General features: G+C 45.5%; 3 protein-coding genes. All 3 read left to right on the plus strand.

Translation table 11 applies throughout. The features are described from left to right. The first annotated feature begins 78 nt into the window (after nt 1–78). From NST73_RS01970 to NST73_RS01980, 3 genes are read left to right on the plus strand one after another with little or no spacing between them, the layout of a single operon-like run. Nucleotides 79–10794, plus strand: coding sequence for an amino acid adenylation domain-containing protein (locus NST73_RS01970; RefSeq protein ID WP_342499328.1), 10716 nt, complete (start codon nt 79–81; stop codon nt 10792–10794). Nucleotides 10795–10813: 19 nt separating this feature from the next. Then, nucleotides 10814–21508, plus strand: coding sequence for an amino acid adenylation domain-containing protein (locus NST73_RS01975; protein WP_342499329.1), 10695 nt, complete (start codon nt 10814–10816; stop codon nt 21506–21508). A 44-nt stretch (nt 21509–21552) separates the two neighbouring features. Continuing rightward, on the plus strand, nt 21553–25386 hold the full coding sequence (locus tag NST73_RS01980) for an amino acid adenylation domain-containing protein (protein ID WP_342499330.1): 3834 nt from the start codon (nt 21553–21555) through the stop codon (nt 25384–25386). The last annotated feature ends 57 nt before the right edge of the window (nt 25387–25443 follow it).

Raw genomic sequence — 25443 nt, forward strand, 5'->3', positions numbered from 1 at the left:
ATAGACTTGGTTCTTTTGATATAGAGGGTGCAGGGTATCACATTTGGTGGAGAAAACATAGAAGAGCGGAGGATAAGAATGAGTACAGTTTATTACCCCTTAACACATGCGCAAAAGCGAGTATTCTACACGGAAAGATTTTATCCAGGCACAAGTATTTCTAATTTGGGTGGGTTTGCCAAGTTAAGATCGGTATCAGGTCTAAATCCTTCTTTGATCGTTGATGTGCTTCAAGCGTACATTCGTGAAACTGATTCTCTTCGTTTAAGGCTGGTGTATCAACATGAGCAGGAGGAGCCCGTTCAATATATCAAGCCATATGAAAAACAGCCGATTCGTTTGGTGAAAGGATGGAGTGAAAAGGAAGTCAGGGCGTGGGCGAACGAGGAGATTCGTGAGCCGATGGAACTGATTGACCGTTCCTTAATCGAATTTACGGTCTTTCAAATCAGTGATCAAGAGTGCTGGCTGTTCTGTAAAGCACATCATATTGTGGCTGATGGTATTTCAATTATCTTGATGGGAAACCGAATCATTGATCTATACCATGACATGCTGCAGGGGACAGACATCTCCCCAATTGAAGACATTTCCTTCGTTGATCACATCATGAGTGAGCAAACGTATGAATCTTCTAAACGTTTTCAGAAAGACCAAGCTTTTTGGAACGAGCAATTTGCCAATATTCCAGATTTCGCTTCTTTAACACCGCATAAAGGTTACGAGATGAGTTTGCATGCGGAGAGATTTTCAGGGGATATTCCAGATGCTTTAAAGGAGAAGCTTCGAGTTTTTTGTGAAGAAGAGAAAGTCAGTATGCTTTCTATGTTTATGTCCGCTGTCTATATTTACTTGCACCGATTTAGCGGCATGGAGGATGTGGTCCTTGGAACCTTTATGGGCAATCGGACAAATGCAAAGGAAAAAAAGATGATTGGGATGTTTGTGTCGACCATTCCGATGCGCGCATCTGTGCAAGGATCCCTCACGTTTCTTGATTTCGTGAAGCAAGTCATGGCGGATCAGATGAAGATCTTGCGTCATCAAAAATATCCTTACAATGTGCTCATGAATGATTTAAGGGAAAGAGATGGATTTACAGGACGCCTGTTTGATATTTCTTTAGAGTATCAGGTCATGCAGTGGCAGAAAAAAGAGAATCTTTCGTTCATTACGGAGCCGATTTTTAGTGGAAGCGGAATGAATGATATATCGATTCATGTGAAAGACCGCTGGGATACAGATACATTGACCATTGATTTGGATTACCGTACAGATCTATTTAGTGAAGACGATATGAGTAAGCTGTTTGATCGATTGATGATTTTGCTGGAGGCGGCAGTCTCTCAGCCAGATCAGCTGATTGGGGCTCTCTCTTTACTGCCAGCAGATGAACAAAAGCAGCTGCTTCAATTATCTAAGGGAGAAGCATTTGATTTACCAGGAGCGAAACCAGTTCACCACTTATTTGATGAGGTAGCTAAAAAGTATTCAGAACGAGCAGCTGTGGTAGCGGAAAATGGAACGTTCACTTATGGAGAGCTGTATCAAAAAGCGGACAAACTGGCACGATTTTTACAGATGAAAGGTGTCTCGCGTGATGTACCAGTTGCCGTTTTAATGGAACGGACGGCAGATGCGATGGTTGCCATTTTTGGGATATTAAAAGCTGGCGGTGCATATGTACCGATCGATCCGGCATTACCTGAGGAACGCATTCAATTTATTGTAGAAGATTCTGGTGCTTCTATCGTTTTAACAGAAGAATCGTTTGTTCAGCGATATTCATCCATTGCCGAAAAAATGGTTGTCCAGCAGCATATGGAATTAGAAGATCGTCCGCTGCCTGAGCTGATCGATCAGACGACATCACAGGATTTGGCTTATCTCATTTATACATCGGGTACGACTGGAAAGCCGAAGGGAGTGATGATCGAGCATCTTCAGCTGCATCATTTGGTTCATGCCCTGCATCACGAAGTGTATGAGGGGGCAAATCAGCTTCAAGTGGCGCTTCTTGCACCATTCCATTTCGATGCATCTGTTAAACAAATCTTTGCTGCTCTTTTATTTGGACATACGCTTCATATTGTGCCAAGAGAAACGACACGAAACGGTGTACAGCTAGCGGCTTATTACAAAGAACATCAAATCAAAGCAACAGATGGAACGCCAGCACATGTGCAGCTTTTACTTGCAGCTGATTTGGATGGGCTTGCACTGACTCACATGCTAATTGGGGGAGAAGCACTCCCTGCGAAAGCAGCGCAGGCGCTGATTGAAGCTGTGCGTGTCAGCCAGCCCGATTTTGCCTTGTGGAATGTGTATGGTCCGACAGAAACGTGTGTGGATGCGACGGTTCACCGTCTAGATCTCAGTGAGCTGCAGAAGTCACCAGAACAGCGCTATGTGTCAATTGGAAAGCCACTGGGCCATCATCGGATTTATATTTTAAATGAACATGAACAACTACAGGTGCAGGGAGCTGTGGGAGAACTATGCATTGCGGGAATAGGAGTGGGACGGGGCTATGTGAATCAGCCTGAATTGACGGAGAAGGCATTCAGACCAGATCCATTTTTTCCTGAAGACCGGATGTATCGCACAGGTGATGTAGTGAGATGGCTTCCAGACGGCACAATTGATTACCTTGGAAGAATAGATGATCAAGTAAAAATAAGAGGTTACCGCATCGAAACAGGTGAAATTGAGGCAGTCATGGAGCAGATAGACGGAGTCGATCAGGCTGTCGTGCTTGTCGTGGATGAACCGGACGGTGGAAAGGCTTTAAGTGCTTACTATCAAGCACGACAAGAATTTCTTTCCGTGGACACCCTGCAAGCCGCTATCAAACATCAGCTGCCAGCTTATATGATGCCGCTTTATTTCAAGCAGCTTGAGGCATTTCCACTGACAGTTAGCGGGAAAGTCGACCGGCGTGCGCTTGCTGCATTAAAAGGAGACAAGGCTGTCAGTGCTGTTTATGTAGCGCCTAGAAACGATGTAGAAACGAAGCTTGTTCGTTTGTGGGAAGACGTTCTTCATCAAGAGAATATAGGTGTGTACGACTCATTCTTTGACATAGGCGGGCATTCACTCAAAGCGATGAAAGTTCTTACACTCGTTCAGCGGGCTTTTCAAGTGGAGGTCCCTTTATCTGTTTTATTTGAACAGCAAACGATTGCAGCACTTGCTGTTTATATTGAACAAGCGGAAAAGTCTTCACAAGTGGTCATACCGAAAGCACCGACTGCCGCCGATTATCCACTGTCACCAGCGCAGCAGCGTGTTTATATGGTGACTCAGCTGGAGCAGAGCATCGCCTATCATATGCCTGCCGTTGTGAAATTAAGAGGAACGCTGCAACGAGAGAAATTGGAGGCAGCTTTTGGAAAACTGATCGCACGTCATGATATGCTGCGCACTTCTTTTCATACAGTCAAAGGAGTCCCTCGTCAGCGGGTAGCTTCATCCGTTCCATTTCAAATAGAACAGGTGACAGGCAGCACGATGGAAGAGAACATGCGTCAATTTGTCCGACCTTTTTATCTTGAGCAGGCTCCGCTTTTGCGTGTTGGGCTACAGTCTTTACATGATCAGGAGCATCTTCTCTATTTCGATATGCATCATCTGATTTCAGATGGTCTTTCAATTGATTTGATGCTGCGTGAGCTGTCTGACGCATATGAGGGATTAGTGAAAGCGCCATTGAAGCTTCAATATCAAGATTATGCTGTTTGGCAAGAACAACAGGCAGAGCAAGGCGGTCAAATAGATGAAGCATTCTGGCTGAAAGAATTTTCAGGAGATATCCCTGCTTTGAAGCTGCTAACGGATTATCAGCGTCCCGCTGTCCAGTCTTTCGCTGGAGACCGCGTTCTCAGAAACATCGATGAGACGTTAACAGGCCGTTTGCAGGAGCTTGCAGCGAATCATCATACGACGCTGTATACCGTGTTGCTTTCTGCTTACTATACATTGCTTGCGAAATACACAGGTCAAAAGGAGTTTGTGGTGGGGACGCCAACAGCAGGCAGGGTGCATGCAGATTTGAATGACATGATCGGCATGTTTGTCCAAACACTTGCTTTACGTTCAGAGGTAGATCCGAACGGTTCAATGACACAGTTGATTGAGCAAGTAAAGGAAAAGACGATGAGGGCGTTTGAGCATCAGCAATATCCATTCGAGCGGCTGCTTGAAAAGCTAAATGTGCAAAGAGATTTTAGCCGCCATCCATTGTTTGATACGGTCTTTACTCTGACGCCAGATCATTCAACAACCCAGCATATTGGAGAGATGAAAGTCGAAGTCGAGGAAACCAATTTCCATATTGCGAAGTTTGATCTCACACTTCAAGCGACGGAGTCAAGTCATGGTCTTTCTTTTGTTCTCGATTACAGTACGGCGTTATTTAAACGAAGTACTGCCGAGCAGATGCTCAAGCATTATGTTTATCTTCTGGAGCAGATGGTTGAAGTGCCGGAGCAAGCGATTCAATCATACCGCTTACTGTCTGAACAAGAGGCAGCGGCTCAATTGAAGATGTGGAACCCGTTACCTACGCCTTATCCTGCGGAAGAAACCATTGTGACGCAATTTGAATCACAAGTACAGCAGCATGGTCATCAGCCTGCTTTGCAATGTAAAGATGTGGTTCTTTCTTATCAAGAGCTGAATCGCAGAGTGAACCAGCTGGCTCATTATTTACACGAACATGGTTTTGAAAAAGGGATGAAAGCGGCTTTATTCTTTGAACGTTCCAATGAGATGGTGCTGTCGGTTTTAGCTGTGCTAAAGGCTGGCGGTGTCTATGTGCCAATTGATCCTGACTTCCCTGATGAACGTATCAAGCACTTTTTGACAGATAGTGGTGCACAGTTTGTCCTGACCCATCAGGTGCTGCGTCATCGTTCTGTGCTTACTGCATTTGAAGGGAAAATCATAGAAACAGAAGATCAAGCCGTTGATCAGCAGTCAGAGAGCAATCCAGTTGTATGTGTTTCGCCTTTGGACTTGGCGAATTTGACCTACACATCTGGTACGACAGGCAAACCTAAAGGGAACATGGTGACGCACCGGAACATTTTGAGAACAGTGAAGCAGTCGAATTATCTCACCATTCATCATGAAGACACGGTGATGAGCCTTTCAAACTATGTATTTGATGCATTTATGTTTGATGTGTTTGGTGCTTTATTGAACGGAGCGAAACTCATTGTTTTGCCAAAGGATCAGATTTTAAATATGAATGAGCTTTCTGGCGCGATTGAGAAGGAAAAAGTCAGTATTTTAATGATCACGACCGCTCTATTTCACTTACTGATTGATATGAAAAAAGGCAGCCTGAAAAACGTCAGAAAAGTGCTGTTTGGCGGGGAACGTGCTTCTGTGCCGCATGTTGTGGCAGCGCTTGAAACGGTTGGAGAAGACAAACTTATTCATATGTATGGACCTTCTGAAAGCACGATTTTCACAACGTATTATCCGGTGAATCACATTGAAGAACAAGCACTGTCGATTCCGATCGGAAAGCCGGTGAGTCAAACGGCTGTTTATATTGTCGATGAGTTTGGACATGTGCAGCCGCCGGGAGTAGCTGGAGAGCTTTGTGTCGCAGGTGACGGACTGGTCAAGGGGTATTATCAACAGCCAGAACTAACGAGCGAAAAGTTTGTTGAAAATCCTTTCCGATCTGGTGAAGTCATGTACAAAACGGGCGATCTCGCACGATGGCTGTCAAATGGAGATATTGAATTCATTGGGCGAATAGATCATCAAGTCAAGATTCGAGGTCAGCGTATCGAGCTTGGCGAAATTGAACACCAGCTATTGCAGCATCCGCAAGTGAAGGAAGCCGTTGTCATTGCGATATCAAATGATACATTGTGTGCATATTTCACAGCAGAAGGTGCTGTTCCGCTGTCGGATTTACGTGAGCAAGCAGGACGAGAACTCCCTGTTTATATGATGCCAGCTTTCTTCATGCAATTAGACGAGCTGCCACTAACGGGGAATGGCAAGGTAGACAGACGGGCATTACCGGTACCTGATGTAAGTGAGCAGGCGGCAAATGAATACGTCCCTCCTCAATCAGATACAGAGCGTATATTGGCACACATTTGGGAGGAAGTTCTTGAGGTGCCGAAAATCGGCAGACATGATCATTTCTTTGAATGCGGTGGTCATTCACTGCGCGGCATGAAAATGCTGAACAGGCTCTATGAAGAGATGCATGTGGAATGTACTTTGAAAACATTATTTGAATCACCCACTTTAGAGGCGTTTGCCCTTGCGGTGGATCAAACAGATCGAACTGAAATCAGGCGAGTGGAGAAAGCGGAAGAAGCGGCTTTTTATCCTGTGACATCTGCTCAGAAAAGATTGTTTGTTCTGCAAAAAATGACAGATGCCGAGCAGAGCTATCATATGCCAGTTGCTTTAAAGCTTGAAGGTGTATTTGATGAAAAACGATTTAAAAAAGCCATTGACCAGCTTGTTCATCGTCATGAAGCATTCCGTACGAGCTTTGACTTCGTTCAGGGTGAACCTGTTCAGCGAATTGAAGCGAATGTCTCTGTGAACATTGAAAACATCGAAGGGGATGGCCGAGACATTCAGCAATTAATGAATGATTTTATCCGTCCATTTGATGTAGGAAAAGCGCCGCTGCTCAGAGTGGGGCTTGTGTCTGAATCTTCGACTGTTCATTATTTGTTGATTGATATGCACCACATCATTTCAGATGGTGCGTCTGTCGGTATTTTAATTGATGAGCTATCGATCTTGTATCGAGGAGACGAACTTGATGAATTGCCTATTCAATATAAGGATTATGCGGTTTGGTCAACAAGTGAAAAATTCCTTGCACAAAAAGAGGCTGAAGCGGCGTTTTGGTTGGAACAATTACAAGGAGAACTGCCTGTTTTGGCGCTGCCTGAGGATCTTCCGAGACCAAAGGTTCAGACGTTTGAAGGGGGCCGCGTCGAATTCTCTATAGACGGTGCGCTTAAAGCGCAATTGGATGAGTTGGTTAGATCACTCAACGGTACAACGTATACAGTGCTGCTTGCTTGCTACAGTACGCTTTTAAGTAAGCTTTCGAGACAAGAAGACATCATGATCGGTTCTCCAGTGGTGGGCAGAACCCATCCTGATATTCAATCAGTCATCGGCATGTTTGTGAATACGCTGGCACTCAGAACAAAACCAGAAGGACATCAGACATTTTCTCAATTTGCGTCAACAGTTCATGAGCTTGTGTTAGCGGCAAATGAACACCAGCTTTACCCATTTGAAGAACTGGTGGACCAAGTGCAAACAGTTCGCGACACAAGCCGCCATCCAATCTTTGATGTGGTGTTCTCGATGGAAAATGCAGATATTCGTGACCTGTCGATGGATGGACTTGATATCATTCCCCAGCCGTTCAATGAGAACATAGCAAAATTTGACTTAACCTTAACTGGAAACGAATCTGACGATCAAATCGAGCTTGTGTTTGATTATAATTCTTCTATCTTTGAACGGTCGTCGATTGAGAAGTGGAAGGAGTATTTCCTTTACTTGATCGAACAAATGGTGTCAGCACCAGATCAATTATTAGATCAGATGCAATTATTATCACCAGCGCAACAGCAAAAACTGCTTGATGAATGGTCCGGACCTATCCTAGATGTCCCGACAGATCAAACGGTTCATGCATTGATTGAGGCGAAGTCACAGGAAGTACCTCATCAAAAAGCCGCAACTTTCTGCGGCACAAGCTGGACGTATGAAGAACTGAACAACCGGGCGAATACAGTCGCCGCAAGACTCATTTCCAGCGGCACAAAACCGGGAGACCGCATTGGCATTCTCACACGTCCATCGCTTGAGATGACAGCCGCTGTTCTTGGAGTTCTCAAGGCAGGTGCGGCATTTGTGCCGATTGATGCCGATTATCCAGCGCAGCGCATTGCCTACATGCTGGAAGATGGCGGGGCAGAGGTCCTTCTGATTCAGAAAGAGCTCACTGCACCACCTTCATTCAGAGGTCATACCCTCTTCATAGAAGAGGCAGTAGAAGGAGAAGCACACGAGATTCAGGTTCCTATCAAACCAACGGATCTCGCTTATATGATTTACACATCTGGAACGACTGGACAGCCGAAGGGTGTCATGGTCGAGCATCAGTCTCTTGTCAATCTTGCTTTTTGGCACAATGATGCTTTCCAGGTGACGAAACAAGACCGAACCGCTAAATATGCCGGCTTTGGCTTTGATGCCTCCATTTGGGAGATGTTCCCGACATGGATCGCCGGCGCAGAGCTCCATATCATCGACGAAGCGATTCGCCTCGATATGATCAAGCTCAATTCGTATTTTAATCATGAAGGCATCACCATTGCGTTCCTGCCAACACAGCTATGTGAGCAGTTTATGTCGATGGACAATCATTCTCTCCGTTACTTACTGACAGGCGGGGACAAGCTAAAACAGGTGAAGCCCGTTCCATACAAACTCGTCAATAACTACGGCCCAACAGAAAATACGGTTGTGGCGACAAGCTGGATCATTGATCCAGATCAAGGCACGCTTCCTATCGGAACAGCGATTGCCAATACTCGTTTTTACATTATGGGTTCGTTATATGACCTCTCGCCGCAAGGCGTACCGGGTGAGCTCGTGATTGCGGGGAAAGGACTGGCAAGAGGCTACTGGAATCTCCCAGAGGAAACGGACAAACGATTTGTCCCAGATCCGTTTTATCCTGGAGAGCGCATGTACCGTACAGGCGACTTGGTGAAATGGACAGAGGATGGCGAGCTGATCTACCTCGGTAGAAAAGACCATCAAGTGAACATCCGCGGATTCCGGATTGAGCTATCAGAAATTGAAGCGCAGCTCCTTGCGCTAAATGAAGTGAAAGAAGCCGTCGTGACAACGGTCAAAGACGCAAGTGATCAAGACGCTCTTGTCGCTTACGCCATCACAGATAAAGAAACGGATACGTTGAAAGATAGCTTAAAGCGCACCTTGCCTGAATATATGGTGCCATCATGGATCATCAAGCTAGACCAACTGCCGATGACGGCAAATGGCAAAGTGGATCTCAAAGCACTGCCAGCACCTGATATGGAAGCGAATCAAACAGCATACGAAGCCCCAAGAGATGAAGTGGAAGCACTGCTTTGCGGCATTTGGGAAGATGTGCTTGGCGTCAGCCAAGTTGGTATTCACGACCACTTCTTCTTCCTTGGCGGAGATTCGATTAAAGGCATCCAAATGGCAAGCAGACTCACGCAAGCAGGCTGGAAGCTCGATATGAAACTGCTTTTCCAATATCCAACGATTGCGGAGCTTCGCCCATATATCGAAGAAGCGGATCTTCTCACAGCCGATCAGTCAGCTGTCGAAGGAGAGGTTATTTTAACACCGATACAGCGCTGGTTCTTTGAACGGAACTTCAGCAGCCAACATCATTGGAATCAGTCCGTTATGCTCCATGCGGCAAATGGTTTGGATGAAGTGCTTGTCAAACAAGTGCTCGAGCAGATGATGACCCATCATGATGCTTTGCGATTGGTTTATCCGATAGAAGAAGGACGCATCATCCAGCGTCATCGTGGAGTAGATGAAAATGATGTAGCGGTGAACGTGATAGAAGTACAAGGAGAACGATCACAGCAAATCCAGCAGGTAGAAAAGCTAGCAAATGAAGTGCAGGCGAGTATTTCTTTAACAGAGGGACCATTAGTCAAACCTGCGATTTTCCGTACGGATCATGGAGATCACTTATTGCTCGTTGTACATCACCTTGTCATTGATGGTGTGTCATGGCGTATTTTCCTTGAAGACTTCATGGCTCTTTATGAGCAGGCGAAGCGCGGGGAGGAGCTGACACTTCCTGAAAAAACACATTCATTCCAAGCATATGCCCAGAAGTTGACGGAATACGCAGTGTCAGATGAGCTGCTGGCAGAAAGGGACTATTGGAAAAAGGTACTTGGGCATTTAACTGCACCTCTGCAAAAGGATCATGTCACAGAGGATCAAAGAATGCTGCATACAAAAACCATTCGCTTTACGCTGTCTGAGGAAGAAACACGCAGCCTACTGACAGAAGTACATGAGGCGTACCACACGGAAATCAACGACATTTTGCTAACCGCTTTAGGATTGACCCTGAAAGAGTGGACAGAAGAAGACAGACACTTTATTCACCTTGAAGGACATGGAAGGGAAGACATCCTTCCGGCGGTCAATGTGTCGCGGACCATCGGCTGGTTTACGAGCATGTATCCTGTGCTGCTTGATTTGTCGCATGCGGAGGATCTTTCGTATCAAATCAAGCTTTTGAAAGAAGAGCTCAGACACATTCCGAACAAGGGAATCGGCTATGGCGTTTTAAAATACTTAACGCCTGACAAAATGAAGGACGGTCTCGCATTTGATGTCACGCCAGATATCAGCTTTAACTATCTTGGTCAGTTTGATGAACAGATTGGCGGGGGTGAACTAAGTCGATCCACTTGGCAGGCAGGTCAATCATTAAGTCCAGAATCAGAGAAACCTCATGCATTAGATATTGTTGGTTTCGTAGAACAGGGCATGTTCCATATGACGATATCCTATCACCAGCTTGAATTTGAAGAGCAAACGATGGAACAGTTTAAGGACCTTTTAGAAAAGAACGTGAAGGCACTCATCTCACATTGTGTATCACAAGATGAAGCGCAAATTACGCCTAGTGATGTAGGAGACGATGACCTGACCATGGATGAACTTGAAAAGCTAATGGATATATTTTAAGCAAACGAAGAGGTGGACTATGAGCAAACAGAAGATTCAAAAGGTATATCCTTTAACACCAATGCAAGAAGGCATGTTATATCATGCCATGCTAGACCCTAATTCGTCCTCTTATTTCACACAGCTGGAGCTTGGAATAAGAGGGGAGTTTGATCTCGATCTTTTTGAAAAAAGTCTCAATGAGCTCATCGGCACATATGACATTCTCCGTACAGCCTTTGTCTATCAGCAATTACAGAAGCCTCGACAGGTTGTACTGGCAGAGCGCAATCTAGATGTGTATAGAGAGAATCTATCTCACCTGAACCATCAGGAACAGCAAAAGGTACTAGATCAATATAAAAAGCAAGTGAGAAAGCAAGGCTTCCATTTAACGAATGATTTGTTATTGAAGGTCGCTGTTTTTCAACTGAATGAAACAAACTGGCATCTCATTTGGAGCAACCATCACATCATCATGGATGGTTGGTCCATGGGAGTTTTGATGAAAAAATTGTTTCATTACTACGAATCTTATCGGAACGGCAAAACGCCGGATCGCTCACAAGGAAAACCTTATGCAGATTATATTCAGTGGCTTGGCAAGCAAAATCAACAAGCAGCGGAAGGCTATTGGAAGGATCGCTTAGATGGTGCGATTCAGCATCAAGGGCTTTTGCAGCAAAAAGAAGCGAACGGACAATATGACCATCAGGAATGGACGTTCACATGGGATGCTGAAATGGTCAGCACCATTCAAGAGATCGCAAGGAATTGCCAAGTGACAGCACCAAATCTATTCCAGGCTGTTTGGTCGGTTCTTTTAGGCACTTACCATGCGGCACATGATGTCACTTTCGGAACAGTCGTATCTGGCAGGCCGCCAAGTGTGGCTGGTATAGAACAGATGGCAGGACTTTTTATCAATACAATACCGGTCAGGGTAGAAATGGATCAGGAAGACACCTTCAAACAGCTGTTTCAAAAAGTTCAGCAGCATGCGCTGGAAGCGGAAAACTATGATTTTATGCCGCTTTATGACATTCAGCAACAGACAGCTGCAGGAGGACAACTCTTCGATCACTTGGTCGGGTTTGAGAACTATCCTTTAGATCAAGAGCTATCTGGTGACACCATGTCGGAACGTCTAGGGTTTTCCATTGATGTAAAAGACGGATTTGAACAAACGAATTTCGATCTAAATGTCCTTGTATATCCAGGTGAAACATGGACATTGAAAATCAAATACAATGCGGTTGCTTTTGAAGAAGAGGTCATTGAAAAAATATCGAAACACCTGACCAACCTCATGAAGCAGATCATCGAGAATCCGGAAGTTCGCCTTCATGACGTGACGTGTATCACCGAAGAAGAAAAACAGCAGATTGAAGCATGGAACAAGACAGAACGAGATTATCCAAAGCATCTGTCTATTCCTGAGCTTCTTAAAGAACGCATTCAAACGCAGCCAGACCATCTGGCGTTAGTCGAAGGAGAGCGGGCATTCACCTATGAAGAACTCGGCCAAGAAATCCATCGTGTTGCGGGATATTTGATTGATAGCGGAGTGAAACAAGAAGATGCCGTCGCAGTGTATATGAATCGATCTGCTGAAGCGGTGATCGCCATTTTAGCGATTCTTCAAGCAGGGGCTGCTTATGTACCAATTGATCCAGCCCAGCCAGAGGAGAGAATCCGCTTTATGCTTGAAGACAGCGGCGCATCCGTTTTGCTCTATGCGGACAGCCAGCCGCCAGTTCATGAAAGTATCCAAGCCGTTCGTGTGTCGGACATATCGAATCAGTCAAACGGACCATTCGAAGTCGAGACCTCTCCTTCGCAATTGGCGTATATCATGTACACGTCGGGGTCAACCGGCCAGCCAAAAGGTGTTCAAATTGAGCATCAGCATATTGTCAGATTGGCATGTTCTCAGGAGGCACTGGGCTTGAACAAGTCGGATCGTATGGCACATACAGGAGCAGTCAGCTTTGATGCCATTACTTTTGAAATTTTCACCACACTGCTGAACGGTGCAACGCTTTATCCTGTTGACCGTGACACGTTATTGGACATCAACCGGTTTGAACGCTTTATCCAAACGAATCAAATCTCGGCGCTCTTTTTAACAACTGGTTTGTTTAATCAACTCGCTCAGCAGCGGCCGCATATATTTAAAGGACTGTCCAAATTGATCACAGGCGGTGATGTGATCAATGTGAAAAGTGCAGAGCTTGTGAAGAAAAATCATCCATCACTTGTTTTACTGAATGCGTACGGCCCAACAGAAAACACCACCATCTCGACCATTTATGAGGTGAGAGGGGATGAAACGGGCACGATTCCAATTGGTCAGCCGATCAATCATTCGTCCGCTTACATTTTAGATGACAATCAAAGACTTCAGCCAATTGGCGCGCCAGGAGAGCTGTATGTTGGCGGAGACGGTGTCTCAAGAGGATATCTCCATCGTCCAGAATTAACAAAGCAAGCATTTATCGCTGATCCTTTCAAGGCAGAAGGGCGTTTGTATCGAACAGGAGATTTGGCTAGGTACGGTTCAAATGGTCAAATCGAATTCCTCGGACGGACAGATGATCAAGTGAAAATCCGTGGTTTCCGTATTGAGCTCGGTGAAATTGAAACGATTCTTCAACAAGAGACGGGGATCGATGATGCGGTTGTGCTCATCCATGAGTCTCCTTCAGATGAAAAAGAAATGACTGCTTACTATATGGGAACGATCACGGAAGAAGAAGTGCGGGCTCTATTTAATCAAGCACTGCCAGCATATATGGTACCTCATCACGTCATGAAGCTAGATGCTTTTCCGCTTACCGCAAACGGAAAGGTCGATCGAAAAGCTTTACCAACGCCTGACGAAGCTGATCGTGAAGAAATCAGGATCATTCCACCTGAAACCGAGACGGAAAAGGCGCTTGCTCAAATTTGGGAGGAACTGCTTGGGAAAACGGTGGGAATAGATGAGCATTTCTTCATGACTGGCGGACATTCACTCAAAGCAATGATGATGTCAGCCAAAATCCAAGAAGTGTTCCAAAAGGAAGTTCCGATTCAAGTGATATTCGAAAAGCCAACGGTTCGATCGCTTGCGTCATACATTGACCAGGACGGTCAAGAAGAACAAGGACATCCGATCTTACCCGCAGCGAAGGCGGAGAACTATCCAGTGTCACCAGCTCAGCGGCGCTTATACATTTTACAAACACTTGAACCTAAGAGTACGAACTATCATATTCCGATCGTCTTAACGCTTGAGGGTACGCTCGATCATCAGCGGCTCACCTCAGCATTTGATGAGTTGATTCAAACGCATGAAATCTTAAGAACGAGTTTTCATATGAAAGGCGAGAACATCGTCCAAAGGGTACATGAACGAGCGGCATTTGACCTCCCCATCCATGATGTAAAGGAAGAAGAGGCCGAGGCATTTCTTGCTGAACGTCAGGCGCCGTTTGATTTGACAGCCGCTCCCCTCCTGCGGGCACAGCTGCTCAAAGTGAGTCATGATCGTCATCTATTAGTTCTGGAAGCACATCACCTGATTACAGATGGCAGCTCCATGAAGACGTTCATTCAGGATTTGGCGAAAGCCTATGATGGAGAGGCACTTGCAGAAAGAGCCATTCATTATAAAGATTACGCTGTCTGGCAGTTAAGTGAAGAAGAAACAGAGAAACAGCGTGTGCATGAAGCGTATTGGCTGAAGCAATTCCAAGGAGATGTACCGGTTTTAGATTTGCCGACAGACTTTCCGCGTCCAGTGGAACGTGATTTTTCTGGAGAACGAGTGATGTTTGGCTGTGATCAAGCGACAACTCAGCGTATTCATGAGCTGCTCAAGAAAACAGATACGACGCTGTACATGTTCTTGTTATCTGCATTTCAAGTGCTGCTCGCATCCTACAGCGGACAGGAAGATATCATTGTCGGATCTCCTGTTGCGGGACGAACACATCCAGATATTCAGGACATGCCGGGGATGTTCATCAATACCATTGCGATGCGCGGGAAACCGGAACAAACAAAGTCATTTTTACAGCTGCTTGAAGAAATAAAAGAAACGAGTGTAGATGCTTTTGCACATCAAAGCTATCCGCTCGAAGAGTTAATCGCGCGTCTACCGCTTGATCGTGATACAACCCGAAGCCCGCTCTTTAGTGTTTCGTTTAATATGCAGAACATGGATGTTCCTGCACTAAAGCTCGGCGATCTGAACATTTCGCCTTATGCAATGCAACACCGATCCGTCAAATTTGATCTGTCTCTAGAAGCATTTGAACGTGAGGGAGAAATAAAACTAAGCCTAGACTATGCAACGGCATTATTTAAAGAGGAAACCATCCGCCGGTTCGGAACACATCTTCTTGCGATTATTCGTGAGGCGGTCCAGCATCCGAATGAACAAATTGGCTTGTTCAACCTCTTGGATCAGCATGAGCAAATGGAGCGGCTGGAGAAAAGGGATGGGGAACAAACAGGTCAACATGAGCCGTACCATGTGCAATTTTCACGTCAAGCCATGGAAACGCCTGATGCCATTGCGGTGATGGATGGTGAAAGGAAGCTGACCTACCGTGAACTAGATCACATGTCCAATGCTCTTTGCAGTGAGCTGAAGATGCAAGGCGTAGAGAAAGAAAGCACAGTCGCACTTATTCTTGATCGCTCTGTCTATGTCATTGTCTCCATGCTAGGTGTAATGAAAGCAGGCGGTGCATTTGTACCAATTGATCCAGCTTTTCCTGCGGAACGTATTCGTTACACATTAAAAGATTCAGGGGCAAAAGTCATCGTGGCAAATGAGTCTCTTGGCGATTCGTATCAGCATCTCAAGTCGATTCAGGTCGTACATGTGGAGAAAGCCGTCCAACGAAACGATTCTCTAGACCTGCCGGACGTATCGGTTGATCAACTGGCTTATGTGATTTACACATCTGGAACAACAGGGAAGCCAAAGGGTGTACAGCTCACGCATCGTAATCTATCACACTACGTCAATTGGTTGACACATGAAGTGACTTTACAAGAATGCGATCGAACGGCACTCCTGTCTTCTTATGCATACGACCTTGGTTACACAAGCATTTTCCCGGTTCTAAAAGCAGGCGGGACACTCTATATTCCTCGTGAAGACGTGTATACAGACCCTGTACGTCTCATGCGTTTTATTGATGAACAAGAGCTGACTTATATCAAAATGACACCATCCTTATTTCATATGATGGCAGATTCGAAGGGTCATACATTTGACGCTTTACGGCTTGTGGTATTGGGAGGAGAACCGATTGTCTCTGAAGATGTTGAGACATTTATGAAACAGCATCCATGCGTTGCAGTGATGAACCATTACGGTCCGACAGAAACAACGATTGGTACAGTGAGCAAGCTAATGACACCGCATGAACTGGACGCTTTAAAGGAGCGTTCTATCATTGGAAAGCCTATTGCTCATACAAGAGCGCTCGTATGCAATCGCGAGCAGCGCCTTGTTCCTTATGGTGCACCGGGGGAGCTTTATATTTCAGGTGATGGTGTTTCAAGAGGTTATTTGAATCAGCCTGAATTAACAGCGGAGCGTTTTCTTGAAAATCCTTATTTCCCTCAAGAGCGGATGTATCGAACGGGAGATTTGGTTAGACAGCATGCTAATGGGGAGATTGAATTCCTTGGAAGAGTAGACGATCAAGTGAAAATTCGCGGTTATCGAATTGAGAAACAAGAAATTGAGCATGCCGCACGTGCCCTTTCAACCATTCAAAAAGTGTATGTCAAAGTGATCAACACATCTCGTTTACCGGAGCTGGCGTTATATTATACAGCACCTGATCACATTGGAACGCTGACATTTAGAGAAAAGCTTTCAGAGACACTACCGGATTACATGATTCCTACTTATTTTGTCAAAGTGGATCATATGCCGCTGACGCAAAACGGAAAAGTGGATGCAAAATCTCTGCCGCTTCCTCATGAGGCACATATGAACCGCACGGCACATGCAGCACCAGAAACGGCGCTTGAGCAGACGCTTTGTGATATGTGGTCAGATGTTCTTGAGATTGAAAAAGTCGGCATTGATGACCATTTCTTTGAATTAGGCGGGCATTCTTTGAAAGGCATGGTGCTCATTTCGAAAATGCAAGCCAAACTGAATCAGCATGTTCCACTCAAGGTTCTTTTTGAAAAGCCAACGATACGGGCGATAGCTGCCTATTTGGAAGAAGCTGATGCTTCGCTCGTCACATCCATTCAGCCAGCGGAAAAGCAAGATTTCTATCCAGTCTCTTCCGCACAAAAGCGAATGTACGTATTACAGCAGTTGCATCCAGAATCCGTCACCTACCATATGCCAGCCGTTTTCATGATGGAAGGAAACCTTGATCTGAAGCAGCTAGAAGGAGCGATTCAAGCTTTAATTGATAGACATGAGTCATTGCGGACAGCCTTTGTTGAAATTGATGGCAGTCCCGTCCAAAAAATCTATCGCCGTGTGCCGTTTACGTTACAGATGGTTGAAGTAGAAAGCGATCAGGTACAATCTGTCGTAGACAACTTCATGACACCATTCTCATTACATCAAGCACCTCTAATGAGAGCAAAAGTGGCAAAGCTGTCTGATGACAAATATGTGTTCATGATGGATATGCACCATATCATCGCAGACGGAGTGACACGCAGTCTGCTTATTCAAGAATTAGCGGAGTTGTATGAGCATAAGACGTTACCGCCAGTTCAGTTGCACTACAAGGATTATGCGGTATGGCAGCAAGAGGAAGAGCAGCAAGCAGCACTTGAAAAACAGCGGCAGTATTGGCTGGAGCAATATGCACAGCCGCCAGAAGACTTAGCACTTCCGCTTGATTTCCCGCGGCCTAGCGTGCAGTCATTTGCAGGAGACCGGGTTGATAGATGGCTGTCTGCTGAGAAGGCGAAGCATATCAAAGCGTTCATGGCTGAAAAAGGTGTGAGCTTGAACATGGTGATGCAAACGGCCTTTGCCATTCTCCTTCATAAATTGACTGGGCAGCATGACATCGTCATAGGGGCTGTAACGGCTGGACGTACACATGCGTCAATCGACCGGATTCCGGGCATGTTTGTGAATACACTGGCCCTTCGACATGACGTTCAGTTAGAAGAAACTGCAGAGCATCTGCTAGAAAAAATAAGAGATCACAATCTATCAGCTTATGAACATCAAGGATTCCCATTTGAGGATTTGGTCGCGCAGTTAGACCTTCCGAAAGACACGAGCCGCAACCCGTTGTTTAGTGTCATGATGACAACGGATGAGCGTGATCTGACGTTACCGGATTTGAATGGACTTACGCTTTCGCACAAACAGCAAGAAGCCGTTCAGGCAAAATTTGATTTAACGCTCGGTGTCTTTGAGGAACAAGATCAAGTGGGCTTGCGCTTTGAATATGCAGCGGCATTATTTAAAAAGAGTACCATTCAGCGATGGAGTCAATATTTTGAGCGAATCATAGACGAAATGCTTGCGAAATTGAATCAGTCGATCTCGACCATCTCCATCTTAACAAAAGAAGAAGAGCGACATCTGCTTGATGAATGGTCCGGACCTATCCTAGATGTCCCGACAGATCAAACGGTTCATGCATTGATTGAGGCGAAGTCACAGGAAGTACCTGATCAAAAAGCTGCAACTTTCTGCGGCACAAGCTGGACGTATGAAGAACTGAACAACCGGGCGAATACAGTCGCCGCAAGACTCATTTCCAGCGGCACAAAACCGGGAGACCGCATTGGCATTCTCACACGTCCATCGCTTGAGATGACAGCCGCTGTTCTCGGAGTTCTCAAGGCAGGTGCGGCATTTGTGCCGATTGATGCCGATTATCCAGCACAGCGCATTGCCTACATGCTGGAAGATTGCGGGGCAGAGGTCCTTCTGATTCAGAAAGAGCTCACTGCACCACCTTCTTTCACAGGTCAAACCCTCTTCATAGAAGAGGCAGTAGAAGGAGAAGCACACGAGATTCAGGTTCCTATCAAACCAACGGATCTCGCCTATATGATTTACACATCTGGAACGACTGGACAGCCGAAGGGTGTCATGGTCGAGCATCAGTCTCTTGTCAATCTTGCTTTTTGGCACAATGATGCTTTCCAGGTGACGAAACAAGACCGAACCGCCAAATATGCAGGCTTTGGCTTTGATGCCTCCATTTGGGAGATGTTCCCGACGTGGATGGCCGGCGCAGAGCTCCATATCATCGACGAAGCGATTCGCCTCGATATGATCAAGCTCAATTCGTATTTTAATCACGAAGGCATCACCATTGCGTTCCTGCCAACACAGCTATGTGAGCAGTTTATGTCGATGGACAATCATTCTCTCCGTTACTTACTGACAGGCGGGGACAAGCTGAAACAGGTGAAGCCCGTTCCATATACACTCGTGAATAACTACGGCCCAACAGAAAATACGGTCGTGGCGACAAGCGGGATCATTGATCCAGATCAAGGCACGCTTCCTATCGGAACAGCGATTGCCAATACTCGTTTTTACATTATGGGTTCGTTATATGACCTCTCGCCGCAAGGCGTACCGGGTGAGCTCGTGATTGCGGGGAAAGGACTGGCAAGAGGCTACTGGAATCTCCCAGAGGAAACGAACAAACGGTTTGTCCCAGATCCGTTTTATCCAGGAGAGCGCATGTACCGTACAGGCGACTTGGTGAAATGGACAGAGGATGGCGAGCTGATCTACCTCGGTAGAAAAGACCATCAAGTGAACATCCGCGGATTCCGGATTGAGCTATCAGAAATTGAAGCGCAGCTCCTTGCGCTAAATGAAGTGAAAGAAGCCGTCGTGACAACGGTCAAAGACGCAAGTGATCAAGACGCTCTTGTCGCTTACGCCATCACAGATGAAGAAGCGGCCACTTTGAAAGAAAGCTTAAAGCGCACCTTGCCTGAATATATGGTGCCATCATGGATCATCAAGCTAGACCAACTGCCGATGACGGCAAATGGCAAAGTGGATCTCAAAGCACTGCCAGCACCTGATATGGAAGCGAATCAAACAGCATACGAAGCCCCAAGAGATGAAGTGGAAGCACTGCTTTGCGGCATTTGGGAAGATGTGCTTGGCGTCAGCCAAGTTGGTATTCACGACCATTTCTTCTTCCTTGGCGGAGATTCGATTAAAGGCATCCAAATGGCAAGCAGACTCACGCAAGAAGGCTGGAAGCTCGATATGAAACTGCTTTTCCAATATCCAACGATTGCGGAGCTTCGCCCATATATCGAAGAAGCGGACCTTCTCACAGCTGATCAATCACCTGTGGAAGGAGAGGTCATTTTAACACCGATACAGCGCTGGTTCTTTGAACGTAACTTTGATCACCAGCACCACTGGAATCTCTCAATGATGCTTCATGCGCCAAAAGGGTTTGACTTGGCTGTCACAGAACAAGTTCTGCAAAGACTGCTCTCACATCATGATGCACTGCGCATGGTGTTCAGACAGGAGCATGATGACATTCTGCAATACAATCAGCGGGAGCTGACAGAACCATTTTCAATTATTTCTTGTGATGTTTCAAAAGCGCAAGATGTGAAACAGGCGATTTCAACTTACGCCAATGAGTATCAGCGTCAACTGAATCTTGAAAAAGGTCCATTGATGAAAGTGATTTGTTTCCATACAGAAAACGGTGATCACTTACTCATCATCACACATCATCTTGTGATTGACGGCGTTTCTTGCCGGATTTTACTAGAAGACTTTATGTCTCTTTATCATCAGGCAGAAAAAGGAGAAACGATGGTTCTGCCGCCAAAAACGCACTCTTTCAAAGAATGGGCAGAAGCGGTTGAACGATACGCGCAGTCGCAGTTGCTAAAAAACCAGAAGGAGTATTGGGCAGCGATTGAAAATAGACCGTTTACGACTTTACCTGTTGACCATGAAGTAAAAGAAAGAAAAGTCGCGGATACGAAAGCGGTCAAAATGCAGCTGACAGAAGCAGAAACCGAGCATCTGTTAACGAATATCCATCTTCCGTACACAACAGAAATGAATGATATTCTTCTATGTGCGCTCGGGCTGGCCGTTCAGGAATGGACAGGACAATCTCATGTACATGTACAGCTTGAAGGTCATGGAAGAGAGGATATTTTATCAGGATTAGATATATCCCGCACAGTTGGCTGGTTTACGAGCATGTATCCAGTCGTTCTTGAAGCGAAACCGAATCAGACCATTGCAGACGCTATTAAAGGAACGAAAGAGATGCTGCGGCGTGTACCGAATAAAGGGATTGGTTACGGTATTTTAAGATACATGACACCATCCGAACCGTCAGTCAAACACGTGCAGCCTGAAATCAGCTTGAACTATCTCGGGCAGATTGATCAGGAAGTGACGACAGAACTCTTTGGGCCCTCAACCTATGATATGGGCCGTCAAGCAAGCCCTGAATCAGAAGCTGTTTATAAGCTGAACCTCAGCGGTCTTGTTCAGCACAATCAATTCATTCTGTCGTGCTCATATTGTGCAAGTGAATATGAAGAACAAACGATACAGCAGTTCATCGCATTGTTGAAGGAGAAAATCAGATCCATCATCACTCATTGCTTAGCGCATCAAGAGCGAGAATTTACGCCAAGTGATTTCTCGGCTGCAGACCTTGAAATGGATGAAATGGACGATATCTTTGACATGCTCGAGGAGAAATTGACGTAACACCACTAGATCAGTCATGAAAAAGGAAAGGAGGAATGAAATAGATGAGTCAATTTAAAAGGGATCAAGTTCAAGATATGTACTATCTGTCACCGATGCAAGAAGGAATGCTGTTTCATACCCTCCATCATCAAGAAAAAGGCTTTTATGTAGAACAAATGGATATGAACGTGAAGGGGACACTTCGGTCTGATCTTCTTGAGAAAAGCATGAATATCATCGTGGAACGGTACGATATTTTTCGTACCGTGTTCCTCCACGAAAAAGTGAAGCGTCCTGTCCAAGTTGTATTAAAGAATCGACCTTTCCAGCTTGATATTGTGGACATACAGGATCTTTCTGAAAGTGAACAGCTTGAACGTATCGATCGTTTTAAACAAAAGGATCAGCTGAGAGGATTTGATCTCTCGAAGGATCTGCTCATGCGGGCCTCTGTTTTTCAAACGGGTCCTTCAAGCTATCGCTGGATATGGAGCTATCACCATATCCTTCTAGATGGCTGGTGTTTTGGTCTAGTTGTGCAGGAATTGTTTGCGATTTATCATGCACTTTTGCATGACATCCCTTACAGGCTGGAGCCAGTCAAGCCATATAAAGAATATATTCAATGGCTGGAAAAACAAGATAAACAAGCCTCACTTGAATATTGGACGCAATCTTTGGCGGGCTTTGAGAGGCAATCGACTTTTAAAGAACAGCGAAAGCAAACAAATGAGCATGAATTAGGCGAAATCGAATGGGCCATGAGTAAAGAAGAAACAGCTGCTTTATCAGAGTTAGCCTTGCAGCAGAATGCCACGTTAAGCAGTGCGCTTCAATCGATTTGGTCTATCTTACTCAGCAGGTATCAGCGCTCAAACGATGTGTTGTTTGGAACGGTTGTGTCAGGACGTCCAGCAGATTTGGCTGGTGTAGACCGGATGGTGGGATTGTTCATTAATGTCATTCCAAGACGAATTCAGCTGACAGACCAAATGACGTTCCGTTCTCTATTATCAGAGACGCAGCAGCAGTCTTTAGCGGCTGAACCGCACCAATATATCCCGATTTATGATATTCAGGCTAAAGCAGGTCAGCAGCAGCTCATTGATCATATTGTGGTGTTTGAGAATGTCCCAGCTGCAAAGAAAGACGAGCAGGAGTCACTGCTTGGCTTTACAGTAGAAGACATGAATGTCTATGAAAAATCGAACTATGATCTCAATTTACTTGCATCACCTGGGGAACAATTGCAGATGAAGCTGGCCTTTAATCAGCGTGTATTTGATCCTGCATTTGTCCATAAATTAAAGGATCAGCTGACCCTTTTGATCAGAGGGACCATCAAACATCCAGATCAGTCAGTTCATACACTGACACTTGTGACTAAGCAGGAAAAGCAGCGAATGTTAGAGGAATGGAATGCACCTGAGCTGGAGCATGATCAGCTTTATTTGACAAAGTGGTTTGAACATAATGTCCGAAAACAGCCGAATGCAGTGGCATTATCGGCAGGTGATCACACGATGACATATGCGGAGCTGAACGAACAAGCCAATCGACTGGCAAGGCATTTGCAAAAAAATGGGGTCGAACATCAAACGGTGACCGCCATTTTAGCAGAGCGGACACCTGAACTCATTGTCAGCTTACTCGCTGTCTTAAAAGCAGGTGCCACCTATGTGCCGATTGATCCAGATTATCCAGAAAGCCGTATCCAATATATGCTGAAAGACAGTGGAGCGACGCATCTTCTGACTCATTCATCCTTTATCAGTCAGACGAGGTCACTCGCATTTGATGGCACGTATCTTTTTGCAGATGATCAAGAAATTTTACTGATGAGCTCAGAGAATCTGCCACTTGAAGCAGGTTTAGATGATACGGCATACATCATGTATACATCAGGAACAACCGGACAGCCAAAAGGCATCATGACGACCCATTCCAATATTGCCCGGGTGGTCAAAAATACGAATTACTTAACTATTTTAGAAACAGATACATTGCTGTCGTTATCAAATAGCGTATTTGATGGCTTTACATTTGATGTATATGGTGCGCTTTTAAACGGAGCAAAGCTTGTCCTGCCGCAAAAAGAAACCATTTTAGATATGGGGAAGCTCACTGAGCTGATAAAAGGAGAGCATATTTCTGTCATGTTTGTTCCAACCGCTTTATTCCATCTTCTCGTTGATGAAGGAACAGACTGGATGCGCGGTGTGCGTAAGGTGCTGTTTGGGGGAGAGAGGGCATCGGTTCAGCATGTGAGAAAAGCCTTTGATGTGATGGGAAAAGGCAGATTGTTGAATGTATACGGACCAACCGAATCAACGGTTTTTGCCACGTATTATCCGATAGATGAAGCGATCCCTTTAGAGTCACATTCTATTCCAATTGGGAAGCCGCTCAACCAGACGGGCGCTTATATATTGAGTGAGCACAGGCAGCTTCAGCCGATTGGTATGGTTGGAGAGCTTTGTCTGAGCGGCAAAGGACTGGCAAAAGGATATTTGAATCGTCCTGATCTGACAAAACAAGTGTTTATTCCTCATCCTTTCGCTTCGGGTGAGCGCCTGTATCGCACAGGGGATTTAGCTTACTTTCGAGAAGACGGTCTGATTGAGTATGCAGGCAGAGTTGATGATCAGGTAAAAATTCGAGGACACCGAATTGAACTGACCGAAATTGAAGCCAACCTTCTCATGCACCCAGGTGTAAAACAAGCTGTAATCCTAGCGGATCATGATGAAACCAATCATACAAGGCTGCTTGCCTATATCACGTGTGATGATGCATGGAAAGGCAAACTCGATGATATCAAATCAAGGCTGAAAGAGCGTCTTCCAGCTTATATGCTGCCTCATGAGCTGATTGAACTGGAGAACCTCCCACTTACGCCAAATGGGAAGGTTGATAAACGCCAGCTACCAAAACCAGAGGCGCCGCAAGGAAACCGCCGTGTGAAACTGCCCGCAAATGAAGTGGAACAAAAGCTGTTGGTGATGTGGCGGGAAGTACTTGAACGAGAAGATATTAGCACAGATGACCATTTCTTTGAGCTTGGCGGACATTCTTTAAAAGCGATGTCTCTTTTGTCCAAAGTATCAAAAGAGTTTGAGGTTCAGGTGCCGATCCATTTGTTGTTTGAGACCCCGACGATTGAAGCGCTTAGTCATTATATTCAGCATCAGGACGGGGAAACCGCTGGCTATCTTGTATTCAATGAATCTCAAACATCAACAGTCTTTGCTCTTCCGCCGTTACCAGGCTACGGCTTTATCTATCAGGAAGCAGCAAAAACGCTTGATGATGTCCGGTTGATCGCCTTTGATTTTATTGAAACGAATAACCGAATGGCGCAGTACGTTCAGCATATTCAGCACCTTCAGCCAAAAGGGCCGCTGACGTTGATGGGGTACTCAGGCGGGTGTTACCTCGCCTTTGAGCTTGTTCAAGCGCTTGAACAAGGAGGGCGGACAGTCGAGAAGGTCATCATGATCGATTCCTATAAGAAAATTGGAGAAAGTGATTTAGAAGGGCGATCCATTGATGATGATATTGAAGCGATTGTTCATCAAACGAAACAAAGCGAACTTGCTCAAGGAGAGATCGTTCAAGAAGCGCTTGCCCAAAAGACGCGCGCCTACTATGAAACGTTTGTTAAGGGGGTGAATCAAGGCAAAATACAGGCAGATATTACGTTCATCCAATCTGAAGAACAAATAGCGATCCCGGACTGGATGGAAGAGTGGACACAGGCAACGACCGGATCTTTTACCCAATACCAAGGCTATGGCCGGCATGCTGATATGTTCAAACATAAAGAATGTGCAGCTCAAAATGCAAAGCTGATCAAACATATTGTCAATCAAACAAATAGAGAACGAGTCTTGTAAACTTTAGATTAGGCAGGATGCAGCCTTGCAGTCCTGCCTAACAAAAAAGGAAAGGAA

It is taken from the genome of Bacillus sp. FSL W7-1034 (genome assembly GCF_038593365.1).
Lineage (GTDB): Bacteria > Bacillota > Bacilli > Bacillales > Bacillaceae > Bacillus > Bacillus altitudinis.

Coding starts and splice junctions, on each gene's coding strand:
- NST73_RS01970 (WP_342499328.1), top strand. CDS start 79: ATGAGTACAGTTTATTACCCCTTAACACATGCGCAAAAGCGAGTATTC.
- NST73_RS01975 (WP_342499329.1), top strand. CDS start 10,814: ATGAGCAAACAGAAGATTCAAAAGGTATATCCTTTAACACCAATGCAA.
- NST73_RS01980 (WP_342499330.1), top strand. CDS start 21,553: ATGAGTCAATTTAAAAGGGATCAAGTTCAAGATATGTACTATCTGTCA.